20 protein-coding genes are annotated in these 22,308 nt (G+C 59.6%); 5 read left to right on the top strand and 15 right to left on the bottom strand.

Features of this window, described 5'->3' with window-relative positions:
- Positions 1–489 precede the first annotated feature (489 nt).
- The gene (locus tag ACM6IQ_RS14905) at positions 490–855 is read left to right on the top strand and encodes a DUF6124 family protein (RefSeq protein WP_192417257.1); all 366 of its coding nucleotides are present in this window, start codon (positions 490–492) and stop codon (positions 853–855) included.
- A 187-nt stretch (positions 856–1,042) separates the two neighbouring features.
- A complete protein-coding gene (locus ACM6IQ_RS14910; RefSeq protein WP_414879189.1) occupies positions 1,043–1,672 on the top strand; it encodes a class I SAM-dependent methyltransferase in 630 nt (209 codons plus the stop codon).
- Between the two features lie 117 nt (positions 1,673–1,789).
- On the opposite strand, the gene ACM6IQ_RS14915 is transcribed toward ACM6IQ_RS14910, so the two are convergent.
- Genes ACM6IQ_RS14915 through ACM6IQ_RS14925 form a run of 3 tightly spaced genes read right to left on the bottom strand, consistent with a single transcriptional unit; the run spans position 1,790 to position 7,007 of the window.
- Positions 1,790–4,843 carry an efflux RND transporter permease subunit gene (locus ACM6IQ_RS14915; RefSeq protein WP_414879190.1) on the bottom strand — a complete coding sequence of 1,018 codons (3,054 nt, stop codon included), beginning with the start codon at positions 4,841–4,843 and terminating at the stop codon, positions 1,790–1,792.
- The gene (locus ACM6IQ_RS14920) at positions 4,840–5,907 is read right to left on the bottom strand and encodes an efflux RND transporter periplasmic adaptor subunit (RefSeq protein WP_017335883.1); all 1,068 of its coding nucleotides are present in this window, start codon (positions 5,905–5,907) and stop codon (positions 4,840–4,842) included. Before ACM6IQ_RS14920 ends, ACM6IQ_RS14915 begins: the two co-directional genes overlap by 4 nt.
- Complete coding sequence (locus tag ACM6IQ_RS14925; RefSeq protein WP_017335882.1) at positions 5,904–7,007, bottom strand: efflux RND transporter periplasmic adaptor subunit; 1,104 nt, start codon at positions 7,005–7,007, stop codon at positions 5,904–5,906. The genes ACM6IQ_RS14920 and ACM6IQ_RS14925 overlap by 4 nt, the downstream gene beginning before the upstream one ends.
- 112 nt (positions 7,008–7,119) lie before the next feature.
- On the opposite strand from ACM6IQ_RS14925, the gene ACM6IQ_RS14930 reads away from it, so the two are divergent.
- Positions 7,120–8,316 carry an AAA family ATPase gene (locus ACM6IQ_RS14930; RefSeq protein ID WP_414879191.1) on the top strand — a complete coding sequence of 399 codons (1,197 nt, stop codon included), beginning with the start codon at positions 7,120–7,122 and terminating at the stop codon, positions 8,314–8,316.
- 593 nt (positions 8,317–8,909) lie between these two features.
- Here the strand turns inward: ACM6IQ_RS14930 and ACM6IQ_RS14935 are convergent.
- From ACM6IQ_RS14935 to ACM6IQ_RS14950, 4 genes are all read right to left on the bottom strand, one after another.
- Positions 8,910–9,692, bottom strand: coding sequence for a MetQ/NlpA family ABC transporter substrate-binding protein (locus tag ACM6IQ_RS14935; RefSeq protein ID WP_017335879.1), 783 nt, complete (start codon positions 9,690–9,692; stop codon positions 8,910–8,912).
- A 239-nt stretch (positions 9,693–9,931) separates the two neighbouring features.
- On the bottom strand, positions 9,932–10,861 hold the full coding sequence (locus ACM6IQ_RS14940; RefSeq protein WP_414879192.1) for a sigma 54-interacting transcriptional regulator: 930 nt from the start codon (positions 10,859–10,861) through the stop codon (positions 9,932–9,934).
- Between the two features lie 57 nt (positions 10,862–10,918).
- Complete coding sequence (locus ACM6IQ_RS14945; protein ID WP_017335877.1) at positions 10,919–11,500, bottom strand: alpha/beta hydrolase; 582 nt, start codon at positions 11,498–11,500, stop codon at positions 10,919–10,921.
- Positions 11,501–11,920: 420 nt separating this feature from the next.
- Positions 11,921–12,994 (bottom strand): fatty acid desaturase, encoded by a 1,074-nt coding sequence (locus ACM6IQ_RS14950; RefSeq protein WP_414879193.1) that lies wholly within the window; start codon positions 12,992–12,994, stop codon positions 11,921–11,923.
- A gap of 100 nt (positions 12,995–13,094) precedes the next feature.
- On the opposite strand from ACM6IQ_RS14950, the gene ACM6IQ_RS14955 reads away from it, so the two are divergent.
- The gene (locus tag ACM6IQ_RS14955) at positions 13,095–14,099 is read left to right on the top strand and encodes an AraC family transcriptional regulator (protein WP_017335875.1); all 1,005 of its coding nucleotides are present in this window, start codon (positions 13,095–13,097) and stop codon (positions 14,097–14,099) included.
- 24 nt (positions 14,100–14,123) lie between these two features.
- Here the strand turns inward: ACM6IQ_RS14955 and ACM6IQ_RS14960 are convergent, their stop codons facing one another.
- Both ACM6IQ_RS14960 and ACM6IQ_RS14965 read right to left on the bottom strand, forming a co-directional pair.
- Positions 14,124–14,489 (bottom strand): response regulator, encoded by a 366-nt coding sequence (locus ACM6IQ_RS14960; RefSeq protein ID WP_414879194.1) that lies wholly within the window; start codon positions 14,487–14,489, stop codon positions 14,124–14,126.
- A 70-nt stretch (positions 14,490–14,559) separates the two neighbouring features.
- Positions 14,560–15,246: a Crp/Fnr family transcriptional regulator gene (locus ACM6IQ_RS14965; protein WP_017335873.1), complete on the bottom strand. Its 687-nt coding sequence runs from the start codon at positions 15,244–15,246 to the stop codon at positions 14,560–14,562.
- An 84-nt stretch (positions 15,247–15,330) separates the two neighbouring features.
- On the opposite strand from ACM6IQ_RS14965, the gene ACM6IQ_RS14970 reads away from it, so the two are divergent.
- Positions 15,331–15,849, top strand: a complete 519-nt coding sequence (locus ACM6IQ_RS14970) for a DUF962 domain-containing protein (protein WP_017335872.1) — start codon at positions 15,331–15,333, stop codon at positions 15,847–15,849.
- 101 nt (positions 15,850–15,950) lie between these two features.
- On the opposite strand, the gene ACM6IQ_RS14975 is transcribed toward ACM6IQ_RS14970, so the two are convergent.
- The 6 genes from ACM6IQ_RS14975 to dibA all read right to left on the bottom strand — a co-directional run bounded on the left by ACM6IQ_RS14975 (position 15,951) and on the right by dibA (position 22,197).
- Complete coding sequence (locus tag ACM6IQ_RS14975; protein ID WP_017335871.1) at positions 15,951–16,940, bottom strand: sulfate/molybdate ABC transporter ATP-binding protein; 990 nt, start codon at positions 16,938–16,940, stop codon at positions 15,951–15,953.
- Positions 16,941–16,943: 3 nt separating this feature from the next.
- Positions 16,944–17,816, bottom strand: a complete 873-nt coding sequence (cysW, locus tag ACM6IQ_RS14980; protein WP_017335870.1) for a sulfate ABC transporter permease subunit CysW — start codon at positions 17,814–17,816, stop codon at positions 16,944–16,946.
- Between the two features lie 13 nt (positions 17,817–17,829).
- Entirely contained in the window at positions 17,830–18,648 is an 819-nt protein-coding gene (gene cysT / locus ACM6IQ_RS14985; protein ID WP_414879195.1) for a sulfate ABC transporter permease subunit CysT, read from the bottom strand.
- Positions 18,649–18,718: 70 nt separating this feature from the next.
- Positions 18,719–19,732 (bottom strand): sulfate ABC transporter substrate-binding protein, encoded by a 1,014-nt coding sequence (locus tag ACM6IQ_RS14990; protein ID WP_414879196.1) that lies wholly within the window; start codon positions 19,730–19,732, stop codon positions 18,719–18,721.
- A gap of 66 nt (positions 19,733–19,798) precedes the next feature.
- A complete protein-coding gene (gene oscA, locus ACM6IQ_RS14995; protein WP_150633166.1) occupies positions 19,799–19,981 on the bottom strand; it encodes a sulfur starvation response protein OscA in 183 nt (60 codons plus the stop codon).
- Positions 19,982–20,277: 296 nt separating this feature from the next.
- On the bottom strand, positions 20,278–22,197 hold the full coding sequence (gene dibA / locus ACM6IQ_RS15000; protein WP_017335867.1) for a phosphodiesterase DibA: 1,920 nt from the start codon (positions 22,195–22,197) through the stop codon (positions 20,278–20,280).
- Positions 22,198–22,308: the final 111 nt, after the last annotated feature.

The following is a 22,308-nucleotide window of genomic DNA, read 5'->3' on the forward strand; positions in this document are numbered from 1 at the left end:
GCTCGGGTCGAGGTAAGACTGAGCCTTTTTTGGCCGGGCCGATACTGTAAGAAGTAACAGGTAGCCGCACCGAGAGTGTTGGGGGGCGGAGGCTGAACAAGCGCTGAATCAAGGTTGGCGGTAGGAAATTAACTACAAATCGGGAAGTTTTCCCACAGAGAAATCAGCACTCCTACAAGGCCAATCCCTTTCATTTGCAGGACGTTTCCTAGATGATTCCGCACGCTTGCGCCGGTGGATTCTCGTGGCTAGTCTCGGTCCGTCACTGCTCATCAGTGATCGGGTTTAGTCGCTCGGACCTACCAGGCGCACAGCGCTACCTCGTGTCGGGTGTTTGTTAATGCCTGAACGTTATGGTGGCTGTGCGCAGGGCACCCTCGGGTGCGCCGGAGTTCCTGGTATCCGGTCGACTAACCTGCGTGCAGCCGCCACCCCTGTTCGTTTAGTCGCGATATCGGTTGGCTCCAATTAATACCAGGAGTTTTACCAATGAAAAAACCAGTCCCCGATCCACCTCCCGAAACCTCAAGCAAAGACAACGACGATCCGCTTAAAGGTCGTTCAGCGCTTTACCACGCAATCGATTTTTACCTCACCCGCGAACATACCGGCGCACCGGACGAACTGCGCTTCTACAACGTCAGCCAGGACGTGAATTTCGAGGACACGCAACTCTATGTCGCCGACCTTCTGCGCTGCGCCTCGGTCACCGCTTATCGGTGTGGCGATCAACTGAAAGGTGCCGACAGGGCCATGGTGTTCTCTATTTGGCATTTGCTGGAAATTGCCAAGGCGATGGTTGACCGGTCCATTGAATGTTTGGGGATGAAGCACAGCGGAAACCGGCCTGAATAATCGGCCGGCAGTTAAATCGCCTTCGCGGGCAAGCCTCGCTCCCACAGTTGATCGGTTGTGAATGAAAGATTTGTGTTCGGCGCGATTTACTGTGGGAGCGAGACCGGCTTGCCGGCTATGGGCTGCGCAGCAGCCCCAGACCTGATGGCGTATATTCGGCGAATCCCAATTGCCTGCGCAGCCCGCCATGAAACAAACCCCAGACGACCTTGAGAAAATCACCTCCACCACCCTCGGTCATTACAACTCGGTGGCCGAAGGTTTTCGCGAAGGGACGCGCGATCACGATGTCAGCCAGAACATCGACGCACTGCTGCGGCATATTCAGGGTGAGGCGCCCTTCGACATCCTCGACTTTGGCTGCGGGCCGGGTCGGGATTTGCAGACGTTCACGCGCATGGGCCACACCGCGGTCGGCCTCGACGGTTCGGAAAAGTTTGCGCAAATGGCGCGTGAAGACAGTGGTTGCGAGGTGTGGCAGCAGGATTTTCTGAAACTGGATTTGCCGGCTGAACGCTTCGACGGGATTTTTGCCAACGCGGTGCTGTTTCATATTCCGCGTCAGGAATTGCCACGGGTGTTGAAGGAATTGCGTGGGGCGTTGAGGCCGGGTGGGGTGTTGTTCAGTTCCAATCCGCGTGGTGAGAATCAGGAGGGGTGGAATGGGCCGCGGTATGGGGCTTATCACGATCTTCAGGCGTGGCAGGATTTGCTGAACGCGGCGGGGTTTGTGGAGTTGGAGCATTACTACCGGCCGGCGGGGCTGCCGCGGGAGCAGCAGCCCTGGTTGGCGAGTGTTTGGCGTAAACCGGTGTAGGCAGGTCCGACGCCATCGCGAGCAGGCTCGCTCCCACAGGGGACCGGGTTTGCCTGAGCGACTCGTTCCACTGTGGGAGCGAGCCTGCTCGCGATTAGAGCGCGAAGCGCTCTGCTTTTACTGGACCTCTTTCTTCGGCTCGCGAATCTTGTACCAGGCCACATACAGCGCCGGCAAAAACAGCAGCGTCAGCAACGTCGCGATGATGATGCCGCCGATCATCGCGTACGCCATCGGCCCCCAGAACACTTCCCGGGCAATCGGGATCATCCCCAGGCTCGCCGCCGCGGCCGTCAGCAGAATCGGTCGGCGCCGATGTTCCGTGGCTTGCGCCACCGCGTCCCACGGCGACAACCCCTCTTTCTCCAAGGCGTCGATCTGCGTCACCAGAATCACCGAGTTGCGGATAATGATGCCGATCAGCGCCAGAATCCCGAGGATCGCCACGAACCCCATCGGCGTGCCCGTGGGGATCAGCGCCAGCACCACGCCGATCAAACCGAGCGGCGCGACGCTGGCGACCAGGAACAGCTTCTGTACGCTGTGCAACTGGATCATCAGGAAGGTCGCCATCAGGAACAGCATCAACGGCACGACCTTGGCAATCGGCCCTTGGGCCTTGCCGCTTTCCTCGACGGTGCCGCCCGTAGCGACCTTGTAGCCCACCGGCAACGATGCGGCGAACTTGTCGATGTCAGGTTTGAGTTGTTTCACCAGATCGGTCGGCTGAATCTCGTCGCGCACCGCTGCCTTGATGGTAATGGTTGGCTTGCGGTCGCGACGCCACACCAGCGGCTGCTCCATTTCATAGCGCACGGTGGCGAAGGCCAGCAGCGGAATCGAGTTGCCGCTCGACGTGACAATCTGCAGGTTCTGCAAGGTTTCCGGTGTACCGCGCTCCGCGTCCACCGCGCGGCCAACGACGTTGATCAGGTAGATATCGTCATCGACCTGCGTCACCGGCGCACCGACCACGATACTGTTCATCAGGTTGGCCACGTCTTCCGACGACAGCCCCAGTTGCCGCGCCTTGTCCTGGGCGATGTCGATGCGCAGGACTTTGCCCGGCTCGTTCCAGTCGTAAATGATCTCGCCGATGTGCGAGTTCTTGTCCAGCTCGGTGGCCAGGGCGATGGCGTGTTTGCGCACCTGGTCGATGTCCTTGCCGCTGACCCGGTACTGGATCGGTCGCCCGACAGGCGGGCCCATTTCCAGCGCCTGGACGTAGCTGCCGATGCCGACGAAGTCCTTGCGCAAGCGCTCGCGCAAACGCTGGCTCAGGGCTTCTCGCGATTCCAGGCCCTTGCTGACGATGACCAATTGCGCGTAGTACGGGTTTTGCAATTGCTGGTCGAGCGGCAGGTAGAAACGGATCGCGCCTTCGCCGATGTAGGTGCTCCAGCGGACGATGTCCGGGTCGTCCTTGAGTGTCGCTTCGAGCTTGTCTACGGCTTTGCGGGTTTCGGCAATCGAAGCGTTTTGCGGCAGGTTCAGGTCGACGAGGATTTCCGGGCGGTCGGAAGACGGGAAGAACTGGTTTTGCACGAACTGCATGGAAAACACCGACGCCACGAACAAGGCAATGGTGATGCCGATGGCCCACCAGCGATTGCGCATGGACCAGAGCATGCCGTAATTGAAGGCACGGCCGATGCGGCCGGGCTCGGCGTTGTGAGGTTTCACGTTGGCACTGAGGATGTGCACGCCGATCACCGGCGCGAACAGCACCGCGACAACCCAGGACACCAGCATGGCCACGGCGATCACCGCAAACAGCGTGAAGGTGTACTCGCCCGCCGAACTGGCGTTCAGGCCGATCGGTACAAAACCGGCCACCGTTACCAGCGTACCAGTGAGCATCGGGAACGCGGTCGAGGTGTAGGCGAAGGTGGCCGCCTGCTCTTTGGTTTCGCCCATCTCCAGGCGGGTGACCATCATCTCGACCGTGATCATCGCGTCGTCCACCAGCAGGCCAAGGGCGATGATCAAGGCGCCGAGGGAAATACGCTGCATCGTGATGCCGCTGTATTCCATGAAGACGAAGACCATCGCCAGCACCAGCGGAATCGAGCACGCCACCACCAGCCCGGCGCGCACGCCGAGGCTGACGAAGCTGACCACCAGCACAATCACCACCGCTTCAAACAGCGCGCTGGTAAAGCCCCCGACGGCCTTTTCGACCACGGCCGCCTGGTCGGAAACGTTGTACACACCGACGCCCACCGGCAAGTCAGCGGTCAGGTCGGTCATGCGCTGGTGCAGCGCCTTGCCGAAATCCTGGATGTTGCCGCCCTTCTTCATGGCGATGGCCAGGCCGATGCCCGGGTGACCGTTGAAGCGAAACTCCGGCGTCGCCGGGTCGACATAACCCCGGCTGATGTCGGCAATGTCGGCCAGACGATAGAAGCGATCATTGAGCCGCAGATTGACGTTTTCCAGGTCTTTCTCGGAAACGAATTGCCCTGTGGTGCGCACGGAAATACGCTCCGGCCCGGCCTCGATCACCCCGGCCGGCGTCACGGCGTTTTGCGATTGCAGGCTCTGCACGACCTGACGCTGATCAATGCCCAACGCCGCCAGTTTGCGGGTGGAGAAGTTCAGGTACAGCACTTCGTCCTGCTCACCCACCATCTCGACCTTGCCCAGGCCCGGCACCTCACGGATCTCGGCGCGGGCCTGCTCGACGTAGTCGCGTAACTGGCGCATCGACAAACCGTCGGCGGTGAAGGCGTACACCGAACCGAACACATCCCCGAACTCGTCATTGAACCCCGGCCCTTGCAGGCCTTTGGGGAAGTCGCCGCGGATGTCGTTGATTTTCTTGCGCACCTGGTACCAGATTTCCGGGATGTCCTTGGCGCTGGTGGTGTCACGCAGGTTGACGAAGACCGTCGATTCACCGGGGCGGGTGTAACTTTTCACGTAGTCGAGGGAATCGAGCTCTTCGAGTTTTTTCTCGATGCGGTCAGTGACTTGCTTGAGGGTTTCTTCCTGGGTCGCACCCGGCCAGCGGGTCTGGATCACCATGGTCTTGATGGTGAACGAGGGGTCTTCTTCGCGGCCGAGGTTCAAGTACGAGAACACGCCCATCAGCAGCGCGATGAACATCAGATACCAGACAAACGACTGATGCTTGAGGGCCCATTCGGATAAGTTGAAGCTCCCTTTCATTGTGGGCCGTCCTCGTCGATTTTCACTTCCTGCCCCGGTTTCAGGCTGTTCACACCGGCACTGACAACGCGCTCGCCGGATTTCACGCCGTTGGCCAGGACCATCATGGAATCGGTACGGCTGATCAGGTTGATGTCACGCGGGGAAACGGTTTGGGTCTGTGGGTCGATGACCCAGATTCGCGATTTGCCATCGACCTCTTGCAGCGCGGTCAGGGGCAGCTCGATACGCGGTTTGATGGCCGAGCTGAGGGTCACGCTGATCGCCGTGCCCAGGCGAAAACCCGGTGGCGTATCGGTCAGGGTCAGGCGGGCGCGACGGGTGCGGGTGGCGCTTTGGGCCTGGGGTTCGATTTCGCGAACGGTGGCGGTGGTGGTGATGCTCGGGTCCAGTTGCACGGCGACTTGAAACACCACGTCCGCCGGCAACTGATCGACCAGCGTGTCGGGCAGGTCGATCACCGCTTCCTTGATGTCCGGCTGCGCCAGGGTCACCACTTGCTGGCCGGCGGTCACCACTTGGCCGGCTTCGGCGTTCCACGCGGTGACGATGGCTTTGTGGTCAGTGCGCAGTTCGACGTAACCGAGTTGATCCCTGGCCTGATTGACTGCTGCCTTCGCTTGATCGAGGGAGGCCTGAGTGGTTTTCAGATCCGTCTGGGCGATGTCCAGTTGCGCCTGCGCACCGACCCCGCGATCGAACAGCTCCTGCTGGCGACGGGCGTTGGCCTGGGCGTTGATCAGCTGCGCTTGAACCTTGGCCAGATCGCCCTCGGCCGAGCGCAGCTGGTTTTGCTGATCCGTGGGATCGAGCGTGGCGAGCAAGGCGCCCTTCTCGACCTCGGCGCCAACATCGACGTTACGGCTGGCGATCCGCCCCGGCACGCGGAATCCGACATTGGTTTCGTAACGGGCCTGGATGCTGCCGGCGAAGCGGCCGAGATTTTCCTCGTCCAGCGCCAGCACTTTGATCGACAGCACCGGTCGCACCGGCTCCGGCGGCGGCTCTTGTTCCGAACAGGCCACCAGCATCACACCGGCGAACACCAGCAACAGGCGCTTCATGGCTGAGCCCCTCCGGCCAGGTCTTTATAGGTGTTTTCAGCAATTTCCACTTTCACGCCGGGGTGCAACAACTGGCCGCCAGCGATGACGACTTTTTCGCCGCCCTTCAAGCCATCGTTGATGATGACTTTGCCGGTCAGGTAACGACCGACCGTGACCGTATGCAACTGCGCCCGGCCTTCGTCATCCACCAGCCACACGGCCGGGTCGCTGAGGTTTTTGGTCAGGGCCGACCACGGCAGCTCAACCGCCGACTTGCCCGGCGTCTTCGCCGTGGCGCTGACGACAGAGCCGAGCTGCATGCCTTCCGGCAAACCATCAAGGGTGACTTTGACCTGCACCGTGCCGGTCTGCGCGGAAACGGCCGGAGTGATTTCCCGAACCGTGCCCGTGGTCTTGATGGCCGGGTTGTCGAGCAGGCTGACCACGATCGTTTTATCTTCGGGAGCCTCTGCCAGCAGCGATTCGTAGACGTTGAACACCGCATCACGCTCACCGTCCCGGGCGAGACTGAAAATCGGCATCGTGGCCTGCACCACCTGGCCGACTTCGGCCTGGCGGGCGGTAACTATCCCCGGCGCGTCGGCGATCAGCGCGGTATAGCCCAGTTGTTCACGGGCATTGGCCAATTGCGCCTGGGCGGCCGTCAGCGCGCTTTGACTGCTGCGCAATGCGGCCTGTGCCGAGTCGTACTCGCTTTGACTGGTGTAGCCCTTGGGCAGGAGTTTTTGCTGGCGAACGAAGGCGGCGGCGGTCTGTTTGACTCGTGCCTGTTCAGCGACGACCTGCGCCTGGGCCGAGTCGACGTTGGTTTGCAGGTCTTTCGGGTCGAGTCTCGCGAGCACTTGTTTGGCCGACACCCGGTCACCGACATCGACCATACGCTGAATGATCTTGCCGCCGACGCGGAATGACAGTTCGGTCTGGACGCGCGCTTGAACATCGCCGGTCAGGGTCACGGATACGGCGTAATCAGCCGGTTTGACGGCCTGCACAAAAACCCGCGGACGGTCCTTTTCAACCTGGGGTTTTTCGCCGCAGGCACTCAACAGGACAAGGAGGCTCAGGCCAACCACTCTTTTCAATCCGGGACCAGCCATGCAGACTCCTTTGCGTTGTACGAACGTGCCAATGGCGATACGACTGTGAGCTTAGAACAGGGTTCAACAGGTGCACAGGTTTGCTGCACGCTTAGCAATCAGGAAGCTTCCCATGCTCAAAACCCTCGCGGTGGCCAATTACCGCTCGATCAATAAACTGGTGATCCCGCTGGGTCGTTTGAACCTGATCACCGGGCCGAACGGCAGCGGTAAGTCCAACCTCTACCGCGCGTTGCGCCTGCTGGCGGAAACCGCCCAGGGCGGCGTGGTCAATGCGTTGGCCCGCGAGGGTGGGCTGGATTCGACGTTCTGGGCCGGACCGGAAAACATCACCCGGCGCATGCGTAACGGTGAAGTGCCGATCGAGGCGACCGTGCGTCACGGCGTCAAACGCCTGCGCCTGGGGTTTGCCGGCGAGGATTTCGGTTACTCGATCAGCCTCGGGCTACCCGAATCCAACGGTCATTTCATGTTACCCGGACACAGTTCACCCATTCCGTCGCGGTTCAGCCTCGATCCGCAGATCAAGCGCGAATGCCTGTGGGCCGGGGCGTTCTATCGCCCAGCGAGCCTGCTGGTGGATCGCGACGGGCCGATGATCCGTACGCGAGCCAACCGCACCTGGGACGTGCTGGCACAGCACACGCCGACTTTCGACAGCCTGTTCGATCAGGTCGGCAGCCTGCGTACCTCGCCCGAGGTTCTGGAGATGCGTGAGTTCATCCGCCGCTGGCGCTTCTACGATCACTTTCGCAGCGACGCCGACGCACCGGTGCGTCAACCGCAACTGGGCACCCGAACCCCGGTGCTGCACCACGACGGCAGGGATCTGGCGGCGGCGTTGCAGACCATTATCGAAATTGGCGACCCCGACGCGTTGAGCAACGCGATCAGCGATGCGTTTCCCGGTGCACGGCTGCATATCGAGCCGCTGGCCGGCGGCCGGTTCGCCATCGAGTTTTATCAGGAAGGGTTGTTGCGCCCCTTATCGGCGGCGGAGTTGTCCGATGGGACCTTGCGGTATTTGCTGTTGGTGGCAGCGCTGCTGACGCCGCGCCCGCCGACGTTGATGGTGTTGAACGAGCCGGAAACCAGCCTGCATCCGGACCTGTTGCCGGCGTTGGCGCGCTTGATTATCCGGGCATCGGAGCAGTGTCAGGTGTGGGTGGTGTCCCATGCGCGGCGGCTCATCTCGGCGTTGCAGGAAGACCCGGAATGCAACTGCATCGTGCTGGAGAAAAACCTCGGGCAGACCGGGATTGTCGGGCAACGGATGCTGGATGAACCGGCGTGGTATTGGCCGGATTAGGCGGCGCGGCAATTGACCACTTTAAAGGTATAAAAAGAAGATTTTGAATACCGTTAAAGCATATTGATATCACGCAAAAAACGATCCTGCGGATTTGCTGCGGCGCAGGAAGACGACTATTTTCCTTTTCGCTGTAGGAAGGATCTTTTTTTCGAAATAGCCTTCCAAGGACGCACAGCTTTTGGCCAGACTCCCGGCCGAACCATCACAAGGAAGAGAACATGGCTGACGTAAAAGTACCGCAGCGACTGGATCCGCAGGACATCGTGAAGTTGCTGATGGCGTTGCGCAGGGCGTTGAAGGCCAGGGTGGCCTGAGCGCCCTGGCAGCCTTGATTGCTCTGATGCTCTGATAGCTCTGATTGCTCTGATAGCTCTTGATTTTGTGGCGAGGGAGCTTGCTCCCGCTCGGCTGCGCAGCAGTCGCAAAACCAGCCAACGCGGTGTACCTGCCGCCAGCTATTAGGGTCGCTTCGCAACCCGGCGGGAGCAAGCTCCCTCGCCACGGGTATATCTCACACCCAATAAAAAACGCCGACGCTAGTATCAGCCGTCGGCGTTTGAAACCCTGAAGGGGTTCGATGCTGCGTCGAATCAGAACGCCGGCAGTACCGCGCCGCTGTACTTCTTCTCGATGAACGCCTTCACTTCAGGGCTGGTCAATGCCTTGGCCAGTTTCTGGATGGCTACGCTGTCCTTGTTGTCCGGACGAGCCACCAGGAAGTTCACGTAAGGCGAATCGGCACCTTCGATCACCAGCGCGTCTTTGGCCGGGTTCAGACCGGCTTCCAGCGCATAGTTGGTGTTGATCAGGTCCAGGTCAACCTGGTCCAGAACGCGCGGCAGCATGGCCGACTCCAGTTCCTTGAACTTGAAGTTGTGCGGGTTCTTGGCGATGTCTTTCGGGGTAGCCAAGGCGTTTTTCGGGTCTTTCAACTCGATCAGGCCAGCCTTCTGCAGCAGGAGCAGGGCACGGCCGCTGTTGCTGCCTTCGTTCGGCAGCGCGATGGTCGCGCCGTTTGGCAGATCAGCCAGTTTTTTGTACTTCTTCGAGTAGCCACCGAACGGTTCGACGTGAACGCCGATCACAGTCACCAGGTTGGTGCCTTTGCCTTCGTTGAAGTTTTTCAGGTATGGCAGGGTCTGGAAGTAGTTGGCGTCCAGACGCTTCTGGTCAACTTGCACGTTCGGTTGAACGTAGTCGGTGAACACTTTGATTTCCAGGTCCACGCCTTCTTTGGCGAGGGTTGGCTTGATCAGTTCCAGAATCTCGGCGTGTGGGACCGGGGTCGCCGCGACCACCAGTTTCTCACCAGCCTGGGCCAGGCCCGCGGTCAGGGCAGCCGCCAGTGCGGTGAACAACAGAACCTTTTTCATGCAGTGTCCTTATCGAAAATCACGGTCGTCATCGACGACGGCTTGTTTAGTACGAGTGCCGGCGAAGTGCTATCGCTGGCGTGAGGCGGACAATACCGGGATTTTTTATTCCCGAACAATATCTTTTATTCACTTTCATATTCCATTTTGCTCATACAGTGCAGGAGCTGCCGAAGGCTGCGATCTTTTGATCTTGATTCGGCATTGCCAGGTCAAAAGATCGCACGCTACGCCAGCGCCTACAGAAGCGCGGCGTCTTTCAGGAGTTGTTTCAAAGCGGTTTTCTCGCTGGCATTGCCTTTGCTGAGGATGTGTTTGAGTTGCTGCTCGATCTGCGTCAACGGCGCAGGCACCCCAGGCAGATTCAAATGCTCCGGCAAAATCTCGTCACCGGTACTCACCAGCAACGCAAAGTGAATGACGTTTTCCAACTCCCGTGTATTGCCCGGCCAGCTATGCGCCTCTAACAACAGTTGAGCCGCTTCGCTGATCAGCGGCACCGGCAAATCGAGTCGCTGGCTATAAATGCCGAGGAAATATTCTGACAGCGACAGGATATCGCCCACCCGTTCGCGCAAGGCCGGCAGTGCGAGTTGACCTTCACTGAGGTAGTGATAAAGCCGCTCATGGAATTTACCGGCAGCCACAGCTTGCGCCAGATCGATGCTGGTCGCAGCTACGAGACGTACGTCCACCGGGCTCGGTTGAGGTGCACCAACGCGGGTGACTTCGTGGTTTTCCAATGCGGCAAGCAACTTGATCTGGATCGGCAACGGCAGGTCGCCGATCTCGTCCAGATACAACGTGCCGCCATTGGCCGAACCGAACCAGCCGGCGCGACTGCTCGCCGACCCGCTGTAGCTGCCGGCCGCATAGCCGAACAATTCGGCGTCGGCGTAGGTCGGGCTGATCGCGCCGCAATTGACCGAGACGAATAACCCACCGCGCTCACTGGCGCGATGGATGTGCCGCGCCAACAGCTCTTTACCGCTACCGGTTTCACCACGGATCAATACCGAAATCGAACGCGGCGCCAGTTGCTCCAGCTCCTCGCGCAATTGACGCGAGCGTGGATCAACGAACACCAACGCCTTGGCGCGGATGCTCAGTGGACTTTTTTCTGCGTCGGGAAAGGTCAGCAGCGGCTGACCGAAGGCTTCAAAACTCATGGCAGGCTCCCGGCCAGAACCGCTGGGAGGCGGGGCCGTTTTTAAAAAAAGGAAAGGCTAAGCGCGGCGCAGGGCGTGATGTTCCATGCGGTTTTGCAGGCGATACAGATACGCAAAACCCTGCTCCCAACGCTGGTGACCGGACTTCACGTTGATGTGCCCGGCACCCGACAGAATCCCCGCCTCGGCGCCCCAGTTACGGGCCAGCTCCAGAGCACGCGGTGCACTGACAGCACTGTCGTTGTCGGAGCTGACAACCTGGCTCGGAAACGGCAAAAGGTCGGTCGGAATCGGCGCAAAATTACGCAGCGCCGGTGCGCAGGCCGGACGCTCGACGTCCGCCGGCGCGACCAGCAAGGCGCCGCGCACCTGACGCAGAAAATGCAGCGGTGCAGTAGCCGCCCAATGCGCGACCGTTATGCATCCCAGGCTATGGGCAATCAGGATCACCGGCGTGCTGTCGGCGGCAATCGCCTCGGCCAGCGCCGCAACCCAGTCTTCACGACGCGGGGTCAGCCAATCGGCCTGTTCCACCCGCGCGCTGTTCGGCAGGCTGTTCTGCCAGTGGCTTTGCCAATGATCTTCTGGCGATCCTTGCCAGCCCGGCACAATCAGGTAGCGAATTGATTCGTTGCGCATGGGGAACTCTCCTGCTGCGTGTCTGTTCCCGGTCGAGTATAGGGAGGAGAGTTATATTCGTTAAGGAATAAGAAGCTATTTATTAAGATCGCTATCGAATATGTCGCGCTTTCCTGTGGCAGCTAGCCTGCTAGCGAAAGCGGACTATCAGTCATCCGCCGTATTCGCTAGCCAGGTTAGCTCCCACAAGGGGTTTGTGGTTTTCCTCAGGCATAAAAAAGGGGCCGCACCCTGCCAAGGAGACGGCCCCGGAAACTCAAAATCTGTAGCGAGATGATTGGCGGAAAAGGTTATCTAATAAAGGAATATTTAATTACTTTATTAGACCTTAATCGCATATGCCAACCACTCTCCAGACCACAACTTAGCGCCTCTTTGGGTCAATTTGATGACCAGCGTTTGAGTTTCCGGATGCATCGATCAAGCCCGAGCCCCACGCACTTCCTGCGGTTCGACGGCTTCCTTGCGAATAAAACGGTTTGCCCGCCCAAACGTCCCGAAATCATTGAAGCGCACCCCCATCTCGCGCATCACTTGATGCGCCACGGGCACGGTCATCTGGCGGATGTAAAACGGCTCCTTCACCACAAAATGATGGATTCCATGGCTGCTGCCAAAGTTGAAGCAGAACGCCTGCAACGGCCACATCCACCACGGGTTGAGTACCTGGGTTTGCTGAAGTACATTGCCCGGCTCCACATCGCCGTAGTAATGCATGTTCGAGCTGACGAAGTGCAGGCAAAACGTGCGCAACACGTTCGGGCCGATGATCACCACCGCCGCGATGTCGATCACCTGCATCACCGAGAGCGTGGTCGCTGACCATTCGATCGGTACCCCTAACAGGTGTGCGATGCCGTTGGCGGCGTGAAAACCAAGAAACACGTACCACGCGCCCCAATGCACCAGCGCGAGTGGCGCATAGACCTTCAAGGCGCGCTTGATGATGCTGAACTTGTGTTCCCACGTCTTGGCCCGCAGCATGCGGATGAACGCCGACATCACGTTATCGCCGACCATCAACAGTCGCGCAAAACCCCAGGGCTCGCCGTTGGTGATCGCCCGTTCTTCCATGTCGGTTTCCGTGCCGGAGACCTTGTGATGGTTGAGGTGCAGGTGCCGACGAATCCACGGGTTGATCGTGCTTGGCCGCGCCAGCCAGACCAGGCCCATCATCAGGTTGTGCGGCACGCGCTGTTTGCGAAAGTACATGCTATGAATCAGGTCGTGTTCCAGCTCATGGGTCAATGAGGCAAAGAACGCATTAATCAACAGGCACACCCACCAGGCCATATGCCCGGTGAGATAGAGCGTCGCAGAGCCGATCATTCCGGCCAAGGCGAAGGCCAGGATGCCCGCGCCCAAGGCGTCCTGATGGTTGAGAACCGGGTAGCGCCTACGCAGTTCAACCCCTCTGGCCAGCACCACTTCGCGAATATGCGCAGATCGCTGGGCGGCATTCAGTCGCTGGGGACTTGCAGAAGTACCTTCCATGCTTCCATCCTCTGGTTATTGATGTTCGCATCCTGCCTTGTGAACCCTCACAACGCGGTAGCCGTGGACGCCAACCTGTTGACCGGAAGCGCCAATCAGCATGACTGAACCGACCTCCCTCGCCAGCTGGACCCGCGCCCTGCGCAAGCAACTCGATGCGCTGGGCCTCGACAGCACCGCCCTGTGTCACCAGGCGGGGCTCGACCCGCAATTGATGGACGACCCGAACGCCCGTTACCCGTTGTCCGGCACCACGCGCCTGTGGGAAATCGCCGTGCAGGTCAGTGGCGATCCGGCAATCGGCTTGCGCGTCTCGCGGTTCGTCAGCCCGACCACGTTTCACGCGCTCGGTTATGCCCTGGTGGCCAGCGGCAGTTTGCGGGAAGTGTTCGAGCGCATCGTGCGTTATCACCAGGTGGTCAGCGATGCGTTAGAGCTTGAATTGAGCCGCACCGAAGATCGCTATCGCTTTCGCCTGAAAATCCCGCCAGGCAACCCGGCGCCGGCGTTCGAAGCCATCGACGCCTTCGCCGCCATTTACGTGCGTACCTGCCGCAACCGACTCGGTCGCGACTACGCGCCGCTGGCGGTGTACCTGCGCCGCCCGGAACCGGCCGACGCGCATCAATGGCACAAGGTCTTTCGCGCTCCAGTGTACTTTTCGGCCAGCGAAGACCGGCTGGAGTTTTCCCTGGTGGATTTCGACAGTCACCTGGACGACGCCAATCCGGAACTGGCGGAACACAATGAAACCGTGCTCAAACGCACGCTGGCGCAACTCAAACCCCTGACCTGGGAACGCAAGGTTCGCGACGCCATTGAAGAGCAATTGCCGGAAGGCGAGCCCAGTGCCGAGCACATCGCCCAGGCCCTGCACCTGAGTTTGCGCAGCCTGCAACGGCATCTCGCGGATGAGGGTTGCCGGTTCGATACGCTGCTCAATGAGAGCCGCGAAAACCTCGCGCTGCTGCACCTGCGCGACCCGCAATGCTCGTTGAGCGAGATCAGTTATTTATTGGGGTTTGCCGATACCAGCAGCTTCAGCCGCGCGTTCAAGCGCTGGACGGGGATGACGCCGGGGCAGTTTCGGGATGGGTTGCGGTGACAGGTCCAGACACCGCAGTAATCCCTAACGCCCCCGATCCCGCCTTAACAACTTGCGCACCCGCGCCACCAGTTCGCTCACCGTAAACGGCTTGAGCAAATAATCGTCCTCATGCAGCTCCAACCCGCGCAAGCGATCCTCGATGCCATCCTTGGTGGTGAGGAACAGCACCGGCGTCTCACCGAGCTTGCGGATCTGTTGCAGCAACTGCCAGCCGTTGAGCCCCGGCAACATGACGTCGAGGATGATCAACTTGTATTCGCCGGACTCGATGAAGCGACGGCCTTCCATGCCGTTGAACGCCACATCCACCGAGTAACTCGCCTCGCTCAGGCCGTTGGCCAGGAGTTTGGCGGTCTCCGGTTCGTCTTCCACTAACAGCACACGCATGGCACACCTCGATTGTCGTCGTCACAGGCTAGGCGCGTTCGCGGACAAAGCCCACCAATAACGCCGTGTTTCAAAAAATCGCCAACGCCCGCAACCGCTCGGCATCCAGAATTTCGATCTCGCCGTACTTCAAATTCAGAATCCCCTGGCCTTGTAACTCCTTGAGGAGCTGATTGGTGGTCTGGCGTGACAGCGACAACATTGAAGCCAGTTGTTCCTGCGGCAGTTGCAACACCCGTCGTGGCGGGTCGATTTCGCCGTAACCCTTGGCGATCATCAGCAAACGATGCGCCAACCGTGCAGGCGCCGGCATCAGACTCAGCTGTTCGAGGTTGATGAAGGTCAGGCGCAGTTTCTGGCTCATCAGCAATGCCAGTTGCCGCCAGTACACCGGTTGCTCATCCAGCATGGCCAGCAGCGCCGTTTGCGGGATGTGCAACAGGATGCACTGACCCAGACCAAACGCATCGTGGGTGCGCGGCTGACCGTCGAACAGACAGATTTCACCGAACCAGTGCGGCGACTCCACCAGGCTCAGCAGTGCCTCCTTGCCTTGCTCGCTCACCGCGCCGATGCGCACCGCACCTTCGAGCACGGCGTACAGGCCACACGGCGGATCACCGCGCTGGAACAGCCGCTGCCCCGATGACAGGCGCCGCACCTTGGCCGCAGCCAGCAGACTATCCTGTAAGGGAGCAGGTAAATGGCTGAACCATTGCCCCGTCATCAGGCGCGAACGCCAAACCTGCATGTCCATCAAAACTCCTGGAGATTGTCGCCTGGCTGACAGAGCGAGAGGTGAACCCGGGGCATGATCAATCACCCTACAGGAGGAATAACAATGAAAAGCCTCGTTGACCATCTCAGTCAATACGCCGCTTACCACCGTGACCCGCGCAATATCGCCAGCCACTTTATCGGTATTCCGCTGATTGTCGTGGCCGTGGCGGTGTTGCTCTCCCGTCCACAATGGGCAGGAGGCTGGCTTTCACCGGCGGTGCTGGTGGCGCTGGCGTCGGCCTGGTTCTACCTGCGCCTGGAAGTGCGTCTTGGCGCGTTGATGACGGTGTTGCTCAGTCTATGCATTTGGGCAGGTCAGGTGCTGGCACAGCAAAGCACGCTGGTGTGGCTGGCGAGCGGTGTCGGGATGTTCGTGATCGGCTGGGCGATTCAGTTTGTCGGGCATCATTACGAAGGACGCAAACCGGCGTTTGTCGATGATGTGACGGGACTGATTGTCGGGCCGTTGTTTGTGGTGGTTGAGCTGGCGTTTTTGTTGGGGATGCGACGGGATCTGAAAGAGCAGATCGAGGCGCGGGTTGGGGGTGTGCGGATAAATCCGAATCGCGCTGCTGCGTAGATCGCTTTCGCGAGCAAGCCCACATTAAGTCTGTGTCGAGCACAAATTATGTGTACGACATCAGCTAAATGTGGAGCGGGCTTGCTCGCGAAGCTTTTGCTTTAGATGTTGGCGACTTTCTGCCAGACCTTCGGTTTGAAGAACAAGGTTTCGCCCTTCGCCAAGCCGATCAGGCTGTCGTGATCCTTCACCACTTCCGCTTCGATCAGCTCGCTCTGGCCTTCGACCTTCAACGTCACCCGGGTCGTCGCGCCCAGCGGACGGATATCGCGCACCTCGGCAGCGTGGTGATCATCCAGCTCATGCCGCGACAGCGACACTTCGTGCGGACGGAACAGCACGTGGTTGTCTTCGCCCAGATGCAGACGGTTGGAATCACCGAGGAAGTGATAAACGAAATCGCTGGCCGGGTTCTCGTAGACGTCGCCCGGTGAGCCGATCTGCTCGATCACGCCTTTGTTCATCACCACGATGCGGTCAGCGACTTCCATCGCTTCTTCCTGGTCGTGGGTCACGAACACCGAGGTCAGGTTGATGTCCTCGTGCAAGCGCGCGAGCCAGCGGCGCAGTTCTTTACGCACCTTGGCGTCGAGTGCGCCGAAGGGTTCGTCGAGCAGCAGGACTTTCGGCTCTACCGCCAAGGCACGAGCCAGCGCGATACGCTGACGTTGACCACCGGAGAGTTGTTCCGGGTAACGATCCGACAGCCAATCCAGTTGCACCATGTTCAACAACTCATGGACTTTCACCGCGATCTGGCTTTCCGTCGGACGCTGGTTTTTCGGTTTCATGCGCAGGCCGAACGCGACGTTGTCGAACACCGTCATGTGGCGGAACAACGCGTAGTGCTGGAACACGAAACCGACGTTGCGATCACGCACATCGTGGCCGGAAACGTCCTCACCGTGGAACACGATGCTGCCCTGATCCGGGGTTTCCAGACCGGCGATGATCCGCAGCAGCGTGGTCTTGCCGCAACCCGACGGGCCAAGCAGCGCCACGAGTTCGCCGCTTTGAATGTCCAGGCTGATGTCATTGAGCGCCTTGAACGCATTGAAATTCTTGCTGACGTTACGCACTTCGATCGACATGAATTATTCCTCCGCGGCGCTGGCGCGCAGGCGGTTAATACGGTTTTCGCTCCACTGCTTGGCCAGCAGGATGAAGAGCGCCAGGATCAGCAACAGGCTCGCCACGGCGAACGCGGCCACGTGGTTGTATTCGTTGTAGAGGATCTCGACGTGCAGCGGCAAGGTGTTGGTCACCCCGCGAATGTGCCCGGAAACCACCGACACCGCCCCGAATTCACCCATCGCCCGCGCCGTGCACAGCACCACGCCGTAGATCAGGCCCCATTTGATATTGGGAACGGTGACGTGCCAGAACATCTGCCAGCCATTGGCGCCGAGAAGGCGCGCGGCCTCTTCTTCCTGAGTGCCTTGTTCCTGCATCAGCGGGATCAGCTCGCGGGCCACGAAGGGCACGGTGACGAAAATCGTCGCCAGCACGATGCCCGGCAAGGCGAAGACGATCTGAATGTCGTGATCCTGCAGCCACGGGCCGAAAAAACCCTGCGCGCCGAACATCAGCACGTAGACCAGACCGGCGATGACCGGCGACACCGAGAACGGCAAGTCGATCAGGGTCACCAGCATGCTCTTGCCACGGAACGAGTACTTGCTCACGCACCACGCGGCGCTGACACCGAACACCAGGTTCAGCGGCACCGAAATCAGCACGGCGATCACCGTGAGCTTCAATGCGGACAAGGCGTCCGGTTCGAAGATCGCGGTGAAGAACGCGCCCAAGCCGTTTTTCAGCCCTTGGGACACGACGATAAACAGCGGCAACACCAAAAACAGGATGAAGACCAGCCAGCACAGGCCGATCAGGATTCGCCGCGACGTGGCACTGCCACGGCGGGCAGCGTTGGCCGAAGAGGCGGCCGCAATAGACGATTGGGACATGTTTCGCGCCTCCTTATGGGGTTTCGATGCGGCGTTGCAGCAAGTTGATCAGCAGCAACAGGACGAAGGAAACCACCAGCATCAGTACACCAATGGAGGTAGCGCCGGTGTAATCGTACTGGTCGAGTTTGACCATGATCAGCAGCGGCAGGATCTCGGTTTTCATCGGCATGTTGCCGGCGATGAATATCACCGAGCCGTACTCGCCGACTCCGCGGGCAAAGGCCAATGCGAAACCGGTCAACCAGGCGGGCAGCAGCGCGGGCACCAGGATATGACGGAAAACCTGCAACGGTTTTGCACCAAGGCACGCCGCCGCCTCTTCCACTTCACGGGGGATATCGGCCAGTACTGGCTGTACCGTACGTACTACGAATGGAAGGGTTACAAAAGTCAGCGCCAGCGTGATGCCGAGGGGGGTATACGCGATCTTGAAGCCAAGGTCCGCCGCAAACTGACCCACCAGCCCGGTCGGGGTGTACAACGCGGTCAGCGCGATACCGGCCACGGCCGTGGGCAATGCGAAGGGCAGATCGATCATCGCATCGATGATCTTGCGACCGGGGAAGGTGTAGCGCACCAGCACCCAGGCCAGCAGCGTGCCGATGATGCCGTTGATGATCGCGGCAAAGAGCGCGGTGCCGAAGCTCAGCTTCAACGCCGCCCACACGCGGGGCGCCGAGATGATTGCCCAGAACTGATCCCAGGTGAGTTGGGCGGCATGCACGAACATCGCCGCCAGTGGAATGAGCACAATCAGGCTGAGGTACACCAAGGTGTAGCCCAGCGTCAGCCCGAAGCCGGGTATGACGGGGGAGATACGACGCGACATAAAAGTCCTTGGTTGAGAACGCGCAAAACCCCGACGGTCAAATCGGGGCTCGTTTATGACCTACAGCAGATTACTGCGCCTGGTAGATCTGGTCGAACACGCCACCGTCATTGAAGAATTTCGGCTGCGCGGTTTTCCAGCCGCCGAAGTCCTTGTCGATGGTCACCAGCTCCAGTTTCGGGAACTGCTGGGCGTACTTCGCGGCGACATCCTTGTCACGTGGACGATAGAAGTTTTTCGCCGCGATTTCCTGACCGGCCGGGCTGTACAGGTGCTTGAGGTACGCTTCGGCGATCTGTTCGTTGCCTTTCTTCTCGGCATTCTTGTCGACGACGGCGACTGGCGGCTCGGCAAGGATCGACAGCGAAGGCACGACGATGTCGAACTTGTCGGCGCCACCGTCTTCTTTCAGGGCCAGGAAGGCTTCGTTTTCCCAGGCCAGCAACACGTCACCCTGACCGTTGTTGACGAAGGTGATGGTCGAACCGCGAGCACCGGTGTCCAGCACTGGCACGTGCTTGAACAGGGTTTGTACGTATTCCTTGGCTTTGGCCTCGTCGCCGCCGTTGGCTTTCAGGCCATAGGCCCAGGCCGCGAGGAAATTCCAGCGAGCGCCGCCGGAGGTTTTCGGGTTCGGGGTGATGACCGACACGTCGTTCTTGACCAGGTCGCCCCAGTCCTTGATGCCTTTAGGGTTGCCCTTGCGCACCAGGAACACGATGGTCGAGGTGTACGGCGTGCTCGCTTCCGGCAAACGCTTCTGCCAGTCCGCCGGCAGGGTCTTGCCGAGCTTGGCGATTTCATCGATGTCACCGGCCAGGGCCAGGGTTACCACGTCGGCGCGCAGGCCGTCGATCACCGCACGGCCCTGCTTGCCCGAACCACCGTGGGACTGCTGGATTTTCACAGTGTCACCGGCGTGATCCTTCTGCCAGAACTTTACGAACTCTGCGTTGTAATCCTGATACAGCTCACGCGTCGGGTCGTAAGACACATTGAGCAACTCGTAATCCTTGGCAACCGCGGAACCCGCAAAAAGGGCACTGGCCAGGGCGGCCAAAGCGAAATGACGAATCGACGACATGGTGAAAGCTCCTGGAATTCGGGGTGTTGGCTTTTTTATGGTTGCGGGAGTCGGGGGGCCGGTTGTTCAGCTCGGTTTGCTGCTCGGGTTCTGCAAACGGAATTTTTCCTTGCGTTCGATCTGGACCACCTGAGCGTTGTGCACGGTGATTTCCACGGCGCCGAACCGCAGATCGCGCAGGGCGCTCTGGATCTCGCGCAAGATGGTGGCTTCGTCTTGACCGTCAACGCTACGCAGGGATGCGCTCATGGTGCTGCTCCTTCGACTGAGAGGTCGCCTGGCAATGTCCGGCACTGCTTGCGGCGTGAGACCAATAGTAGATAGGTGCAGATATTCTTAAAAAGACTATTTAAGAATGTTTATATAACCAGAAAAACAAACCGTCAGTGCGAGGGTTTGTGCGGAACTACGATTTTTCGAACCCGGCAAAATCCTTGTGGCGAGGGGACTTGTCCCCGTTCGGCTGCGCAGCAGACGCAAAAAAGGGGGCCGCTGCGCGACCCAACGGGGACAAGTCCCCTCGCCACAAAAAGCAGGCCGCGTACTTAGCTGATAATTGGTGAGTGCATCCAGTCCAACTGCTCGGCCGGCACCGGCCGTCCAAACCAGTAGCCTTGCCCCAGATCGCAACTCTGTTCAAGAAGGAAACTCGCCTGCTCGACCTGCTCGATGCCTTCGGCATGCACCTGCATCCCCATGCTTTGCGCCAGCGCGATGATCACTCGCACGATCGCCACGTCATCCTCATCCCACGGCAAACCGGCGACAAAACCCTGATCGATCTTGAGCTTCTGCACCGGCAGACGCTTGAGCCGCAGCAGCGACGAATAGCCTGTACCGAAATCATCGATGGCCAGCCGCACACCCAGCTCGCGCAGTCGATGCATCTGCTCCAGCGCCACTTCCGGGTCTTCCATCACCGCGCTCTCAGTGACTTCCAGTTCCAGATACGCCGGATCCAGCCCGGTTTCGTGCAGCACCTTCGCCACTTGCTGAAAGAGCTCACGACGAGCGAACAATCGAGACGAGACGTTCACTGCGACAAACGACAACGCCACACCTGCCTGCTGCCACAAGCACATTTGCTGACAAGCCTGGCGCATCACCCAGGTATCGATTTCTGCGATCAACCCGGTGCGTTCGGCGATGGGAATGAATTCAGCCGGCGACACCAGTCCGCGCTTCGGATGCTCCCAGCGCACCAGCGCCTCGACGCCAACCAGGCGACGGGTCCTGAAGTCGTGAACCGGCTGGTAATAAACGCGCAACTCCTGCCGTTCCAGCGCCTGGCGCAGCTCTACAGCAGTCTCGACCCTATTCTGGGCATGGGCTGTCAGCTCCTCGGTATAAAGGGCGTAGCCATCGCGACCGGCGCTTTTGGCCTTGAACAGCGCCGAGTCGGCGTTACGCAATAGCTGTTCAGCGCTCAAGGCATCGCCGGGGAACAGGCTGATACCGATGCTGGTATTGATGAACAGTTGATGCTCGCCAATCAGGAACGGCTCTTTGAGACCATCGATGATCCGCTGCGCCAGCGCAGCGGCCTGCATCAACTGCGGACAGCTTTCGGCGAGCACTGCGAACTCATCCCCCCCCAGTCGCGCCAACGTGATCTCCGGGCCAAGCAAGGCCTGCAATCGCTCGGCCACGGCCTTGAGCAGCTGGTCGCCGACCGTGTGTCCAAGGCTGTCGTTGATCATCTTGAAATGATCCAGATCGATCATCAGCAACGCACAGCCACGCTTGTGCAGTTGCGCCGACGTCAGTGCCTGCTCGGTACGGTCAGTGAACAGCATCCGGTTAGGCAAGTCCGTCAACGGGTCGTGATGAGCCAGATGCTTGAGTTCATGTTCGGAGTTCTTGATCGCGCTGATATCGGAAAACACGGCGACGTAATGACTGAGCTGGCCCTGGTCGTCGTGAATCAGACGGATCGTCTGCCATTGCGGGTAGATTTCGCCGCTCTTGCGGCGGTTCCAGATTTCACCGCTCCATTCACCGCAACTGTTCAGTGTCGCGAACATCGCCTGGTAGAAAGCCGCCGGGTGACGGCCTGACTTGAACAGGCTGGGTTGGTGGCCCAGGACTTCTTCATCCGAATAACCGGTGATTTCCATGAACGCCCGGTTTACGTGGACGATCACCCCCTTGCTATTGGTGACCAGCACGCCTTCGCGGGTGCAATCGAATACGGCGGCGGCCTGACGCAAACGCTCACGATCTTCATGGCGCTCACGCAAGGTGGCGCCGAAGCCCAGGCAACGGAGCAATCGCGCTCGAGCGATAAAAATCAACCCGGTGCTGAGTAAGACCCAAGCGTAACCGTTGATCAGTTGCCACCGCAGTAGCTCGTTGGAGCTATCGAAGAAGCTGTTCAATAAATAACCACTGAACTGCAGCCAGACTACGGATAGCAACAGGTAAAGCAGCGCTGCACGCAAAGCGTCGCGATAGGTGGCAGACATTCGGCCGTCCATGTCCCTACAAAAAGGATTCGAATTATAGGTTAAAGAAACATCCGGCCACTCTTATCTGAAAGGGCGACTGGTTTTATCTGTGGGCTTAGTGATAATGCA

The organism is Pseudomonas sp. IT-P100 (genome assembly GCF_949767185.1).
Lineage (GTDB): Bacteria > Pseudomonadota > Gammaproteobacteria > Pseudomonadales > Pseudomonadaceae > Aquipseudomonas > Aquipseudomonas fluorescens_B.

Excerpts from the sequence above, each read along its gene's own strand:
- ACM6IQ_RS14905 (WP_192417257.1), top strand. The coding sequence starts at position 490 with ATGAAAAAACCAGTCCCCGATCCACCTCCCGAAACCTCAAGCAAAGAC.
- cysT (WP_414879195.1), bottom strand. The coding sequence starts at position 18,648 with ATGTCGCGTCGTATCTCCCCCGTCATACCCGGCTTCGGGCTGACGCTG.
- ACM6IQ_RS14925 (WP_017335882.1), bottom strand. The coding sequence starts at position 7,007 with ATGGCTGGTCCCGGATTGAAAAGAGTGGTTGGCCTGAGCCTCCTTGTC.
- ACM6IQ_RS14935 (WP_017335879.1), bottom strand. The coding sequence starts at position 9,692 with ATGAAAAAGGTTCTGTTGTTCACCGCACTGGCGGCTGCCCTGACCGCG.
- ACM6IQ_RS14970 (WP_017335872.1), top strand. The coding sequence starts at position 15,331 with ATGAAAAGCCTCGTTGACCATCTCAGTCAATACGCCGCTTACCACCGT.
- ACM6IQ_RS14915 (WP_414879190.1), bottom strand. The coding sequence starts at position 4,843 with ATGAAAGGGAGCTTCAACTTATCCGAATGGGCCCTCAAGCATCAGTCG.
- ACM6IQ_RS14965 (WP_017335873.1), bottom strand. The coding sequence starts at position 15,246 with ATGGACATGCAGGTTTGGCGTTCGCGCCTGATGACGGGGCAATGGTTC.
- cysW (WP_017335870.1), bottom strand. The coding sequence starts at position 17,816 with ATGTCCCAATCGTCTATTGCGGCCGCCTCTTCGGCCAACGCTGCCCGC.
- ACM6IQ_RS14960 (WP_414879194.1), bottom strand. The coding sequence starts at position 14,489 with ATGCGTGTGCTGTTAGTGGAAGACGAACCGGAGACCGCCAAACTCCTG.
- oscA (WP_150633166.1), bottom strand. The coding sequence starts at position 19,981 with ATGAGCGCATCCCTGCGTAGCGTTGACGGTCAAGACGAAGCCACCATC.
- dibA (WP_017335867.1), bottom strand. The coding sequence starts at position 22,197 with ATGTCTGCCACCTATCGCGACGCTTTGCGTGCAGCGCTGCTTTACCTG.
- ACM6IQ_RS14930 (WP_414879191.1), top strand. The coding sequence starts at position 7,120 with ATGCTCAAAACCCTCGCGGTGGCCAATTACCGCTCGATCAATAAACTG.
- ACM6IQ_RS14920 (WP_017335883.1), bottom strand. The coding sequence starts at position 5,907 with ATGAAGCGCCTGTTGCTGGTGTTCGCCGGTGTGATGCTGGTGGCCTGT.
- ACM6IQ_RS14950 (WP_414879193.1), bottom strand. The coding sequence starts at position 12,994 with ATGGAAGGTACTTCTGCAAGTCCCCAGCGACTGAATGCCGCCCAGCGA.
- ACM6IQ_RS14940 (WP_414879192.1), bottom strand. The coding sequence starts at position 10,861 with ATGAGTTTTGAAGCCTTCGGTCAGCCGCTGCTGACCTTTCCCGACGCA.
- ACM6IQ_RS14945 (WP_017335877.1), bottom strand. The coding sequence starts at position 11,500 with ATGCGCAACGAATCAATTCGCTACCTGATTGTGCCGGGCTGGCAAGGA.
- ACM6IQ_RS14910 (WP_414879189.1), top strand. The coding sequence starts at position 1,043 with ATGAAACAAACCCCAGACGACCTTGAGAAAATCACCTCCACCACCCTC.
- ACM6IQ_RS14975 (WP_017335871.1), bottom strand. The coding sequence starts at position 16,940 with ATGTCGATCGAAGTGCGTAACGTCAGCAAGAATTTCAATGCGTTCAAG.
- ACM6IQ_RS14990 (WP_414879196.1), bottom strand. The coding sequence starts at position 19,732 with ATGTCGTCGATTCGTCATTTCGCTTTGGCCGCCCTGGCCAGTGCCCTT.
- ACM6IQ_RS14955 (WP_017335875.1), top strand. The coding sequence starts at position 13,095 with ATGACTGAACCGACCTCCCTCGCCAGCTGGACCCGCGCCCTGCGCAAG.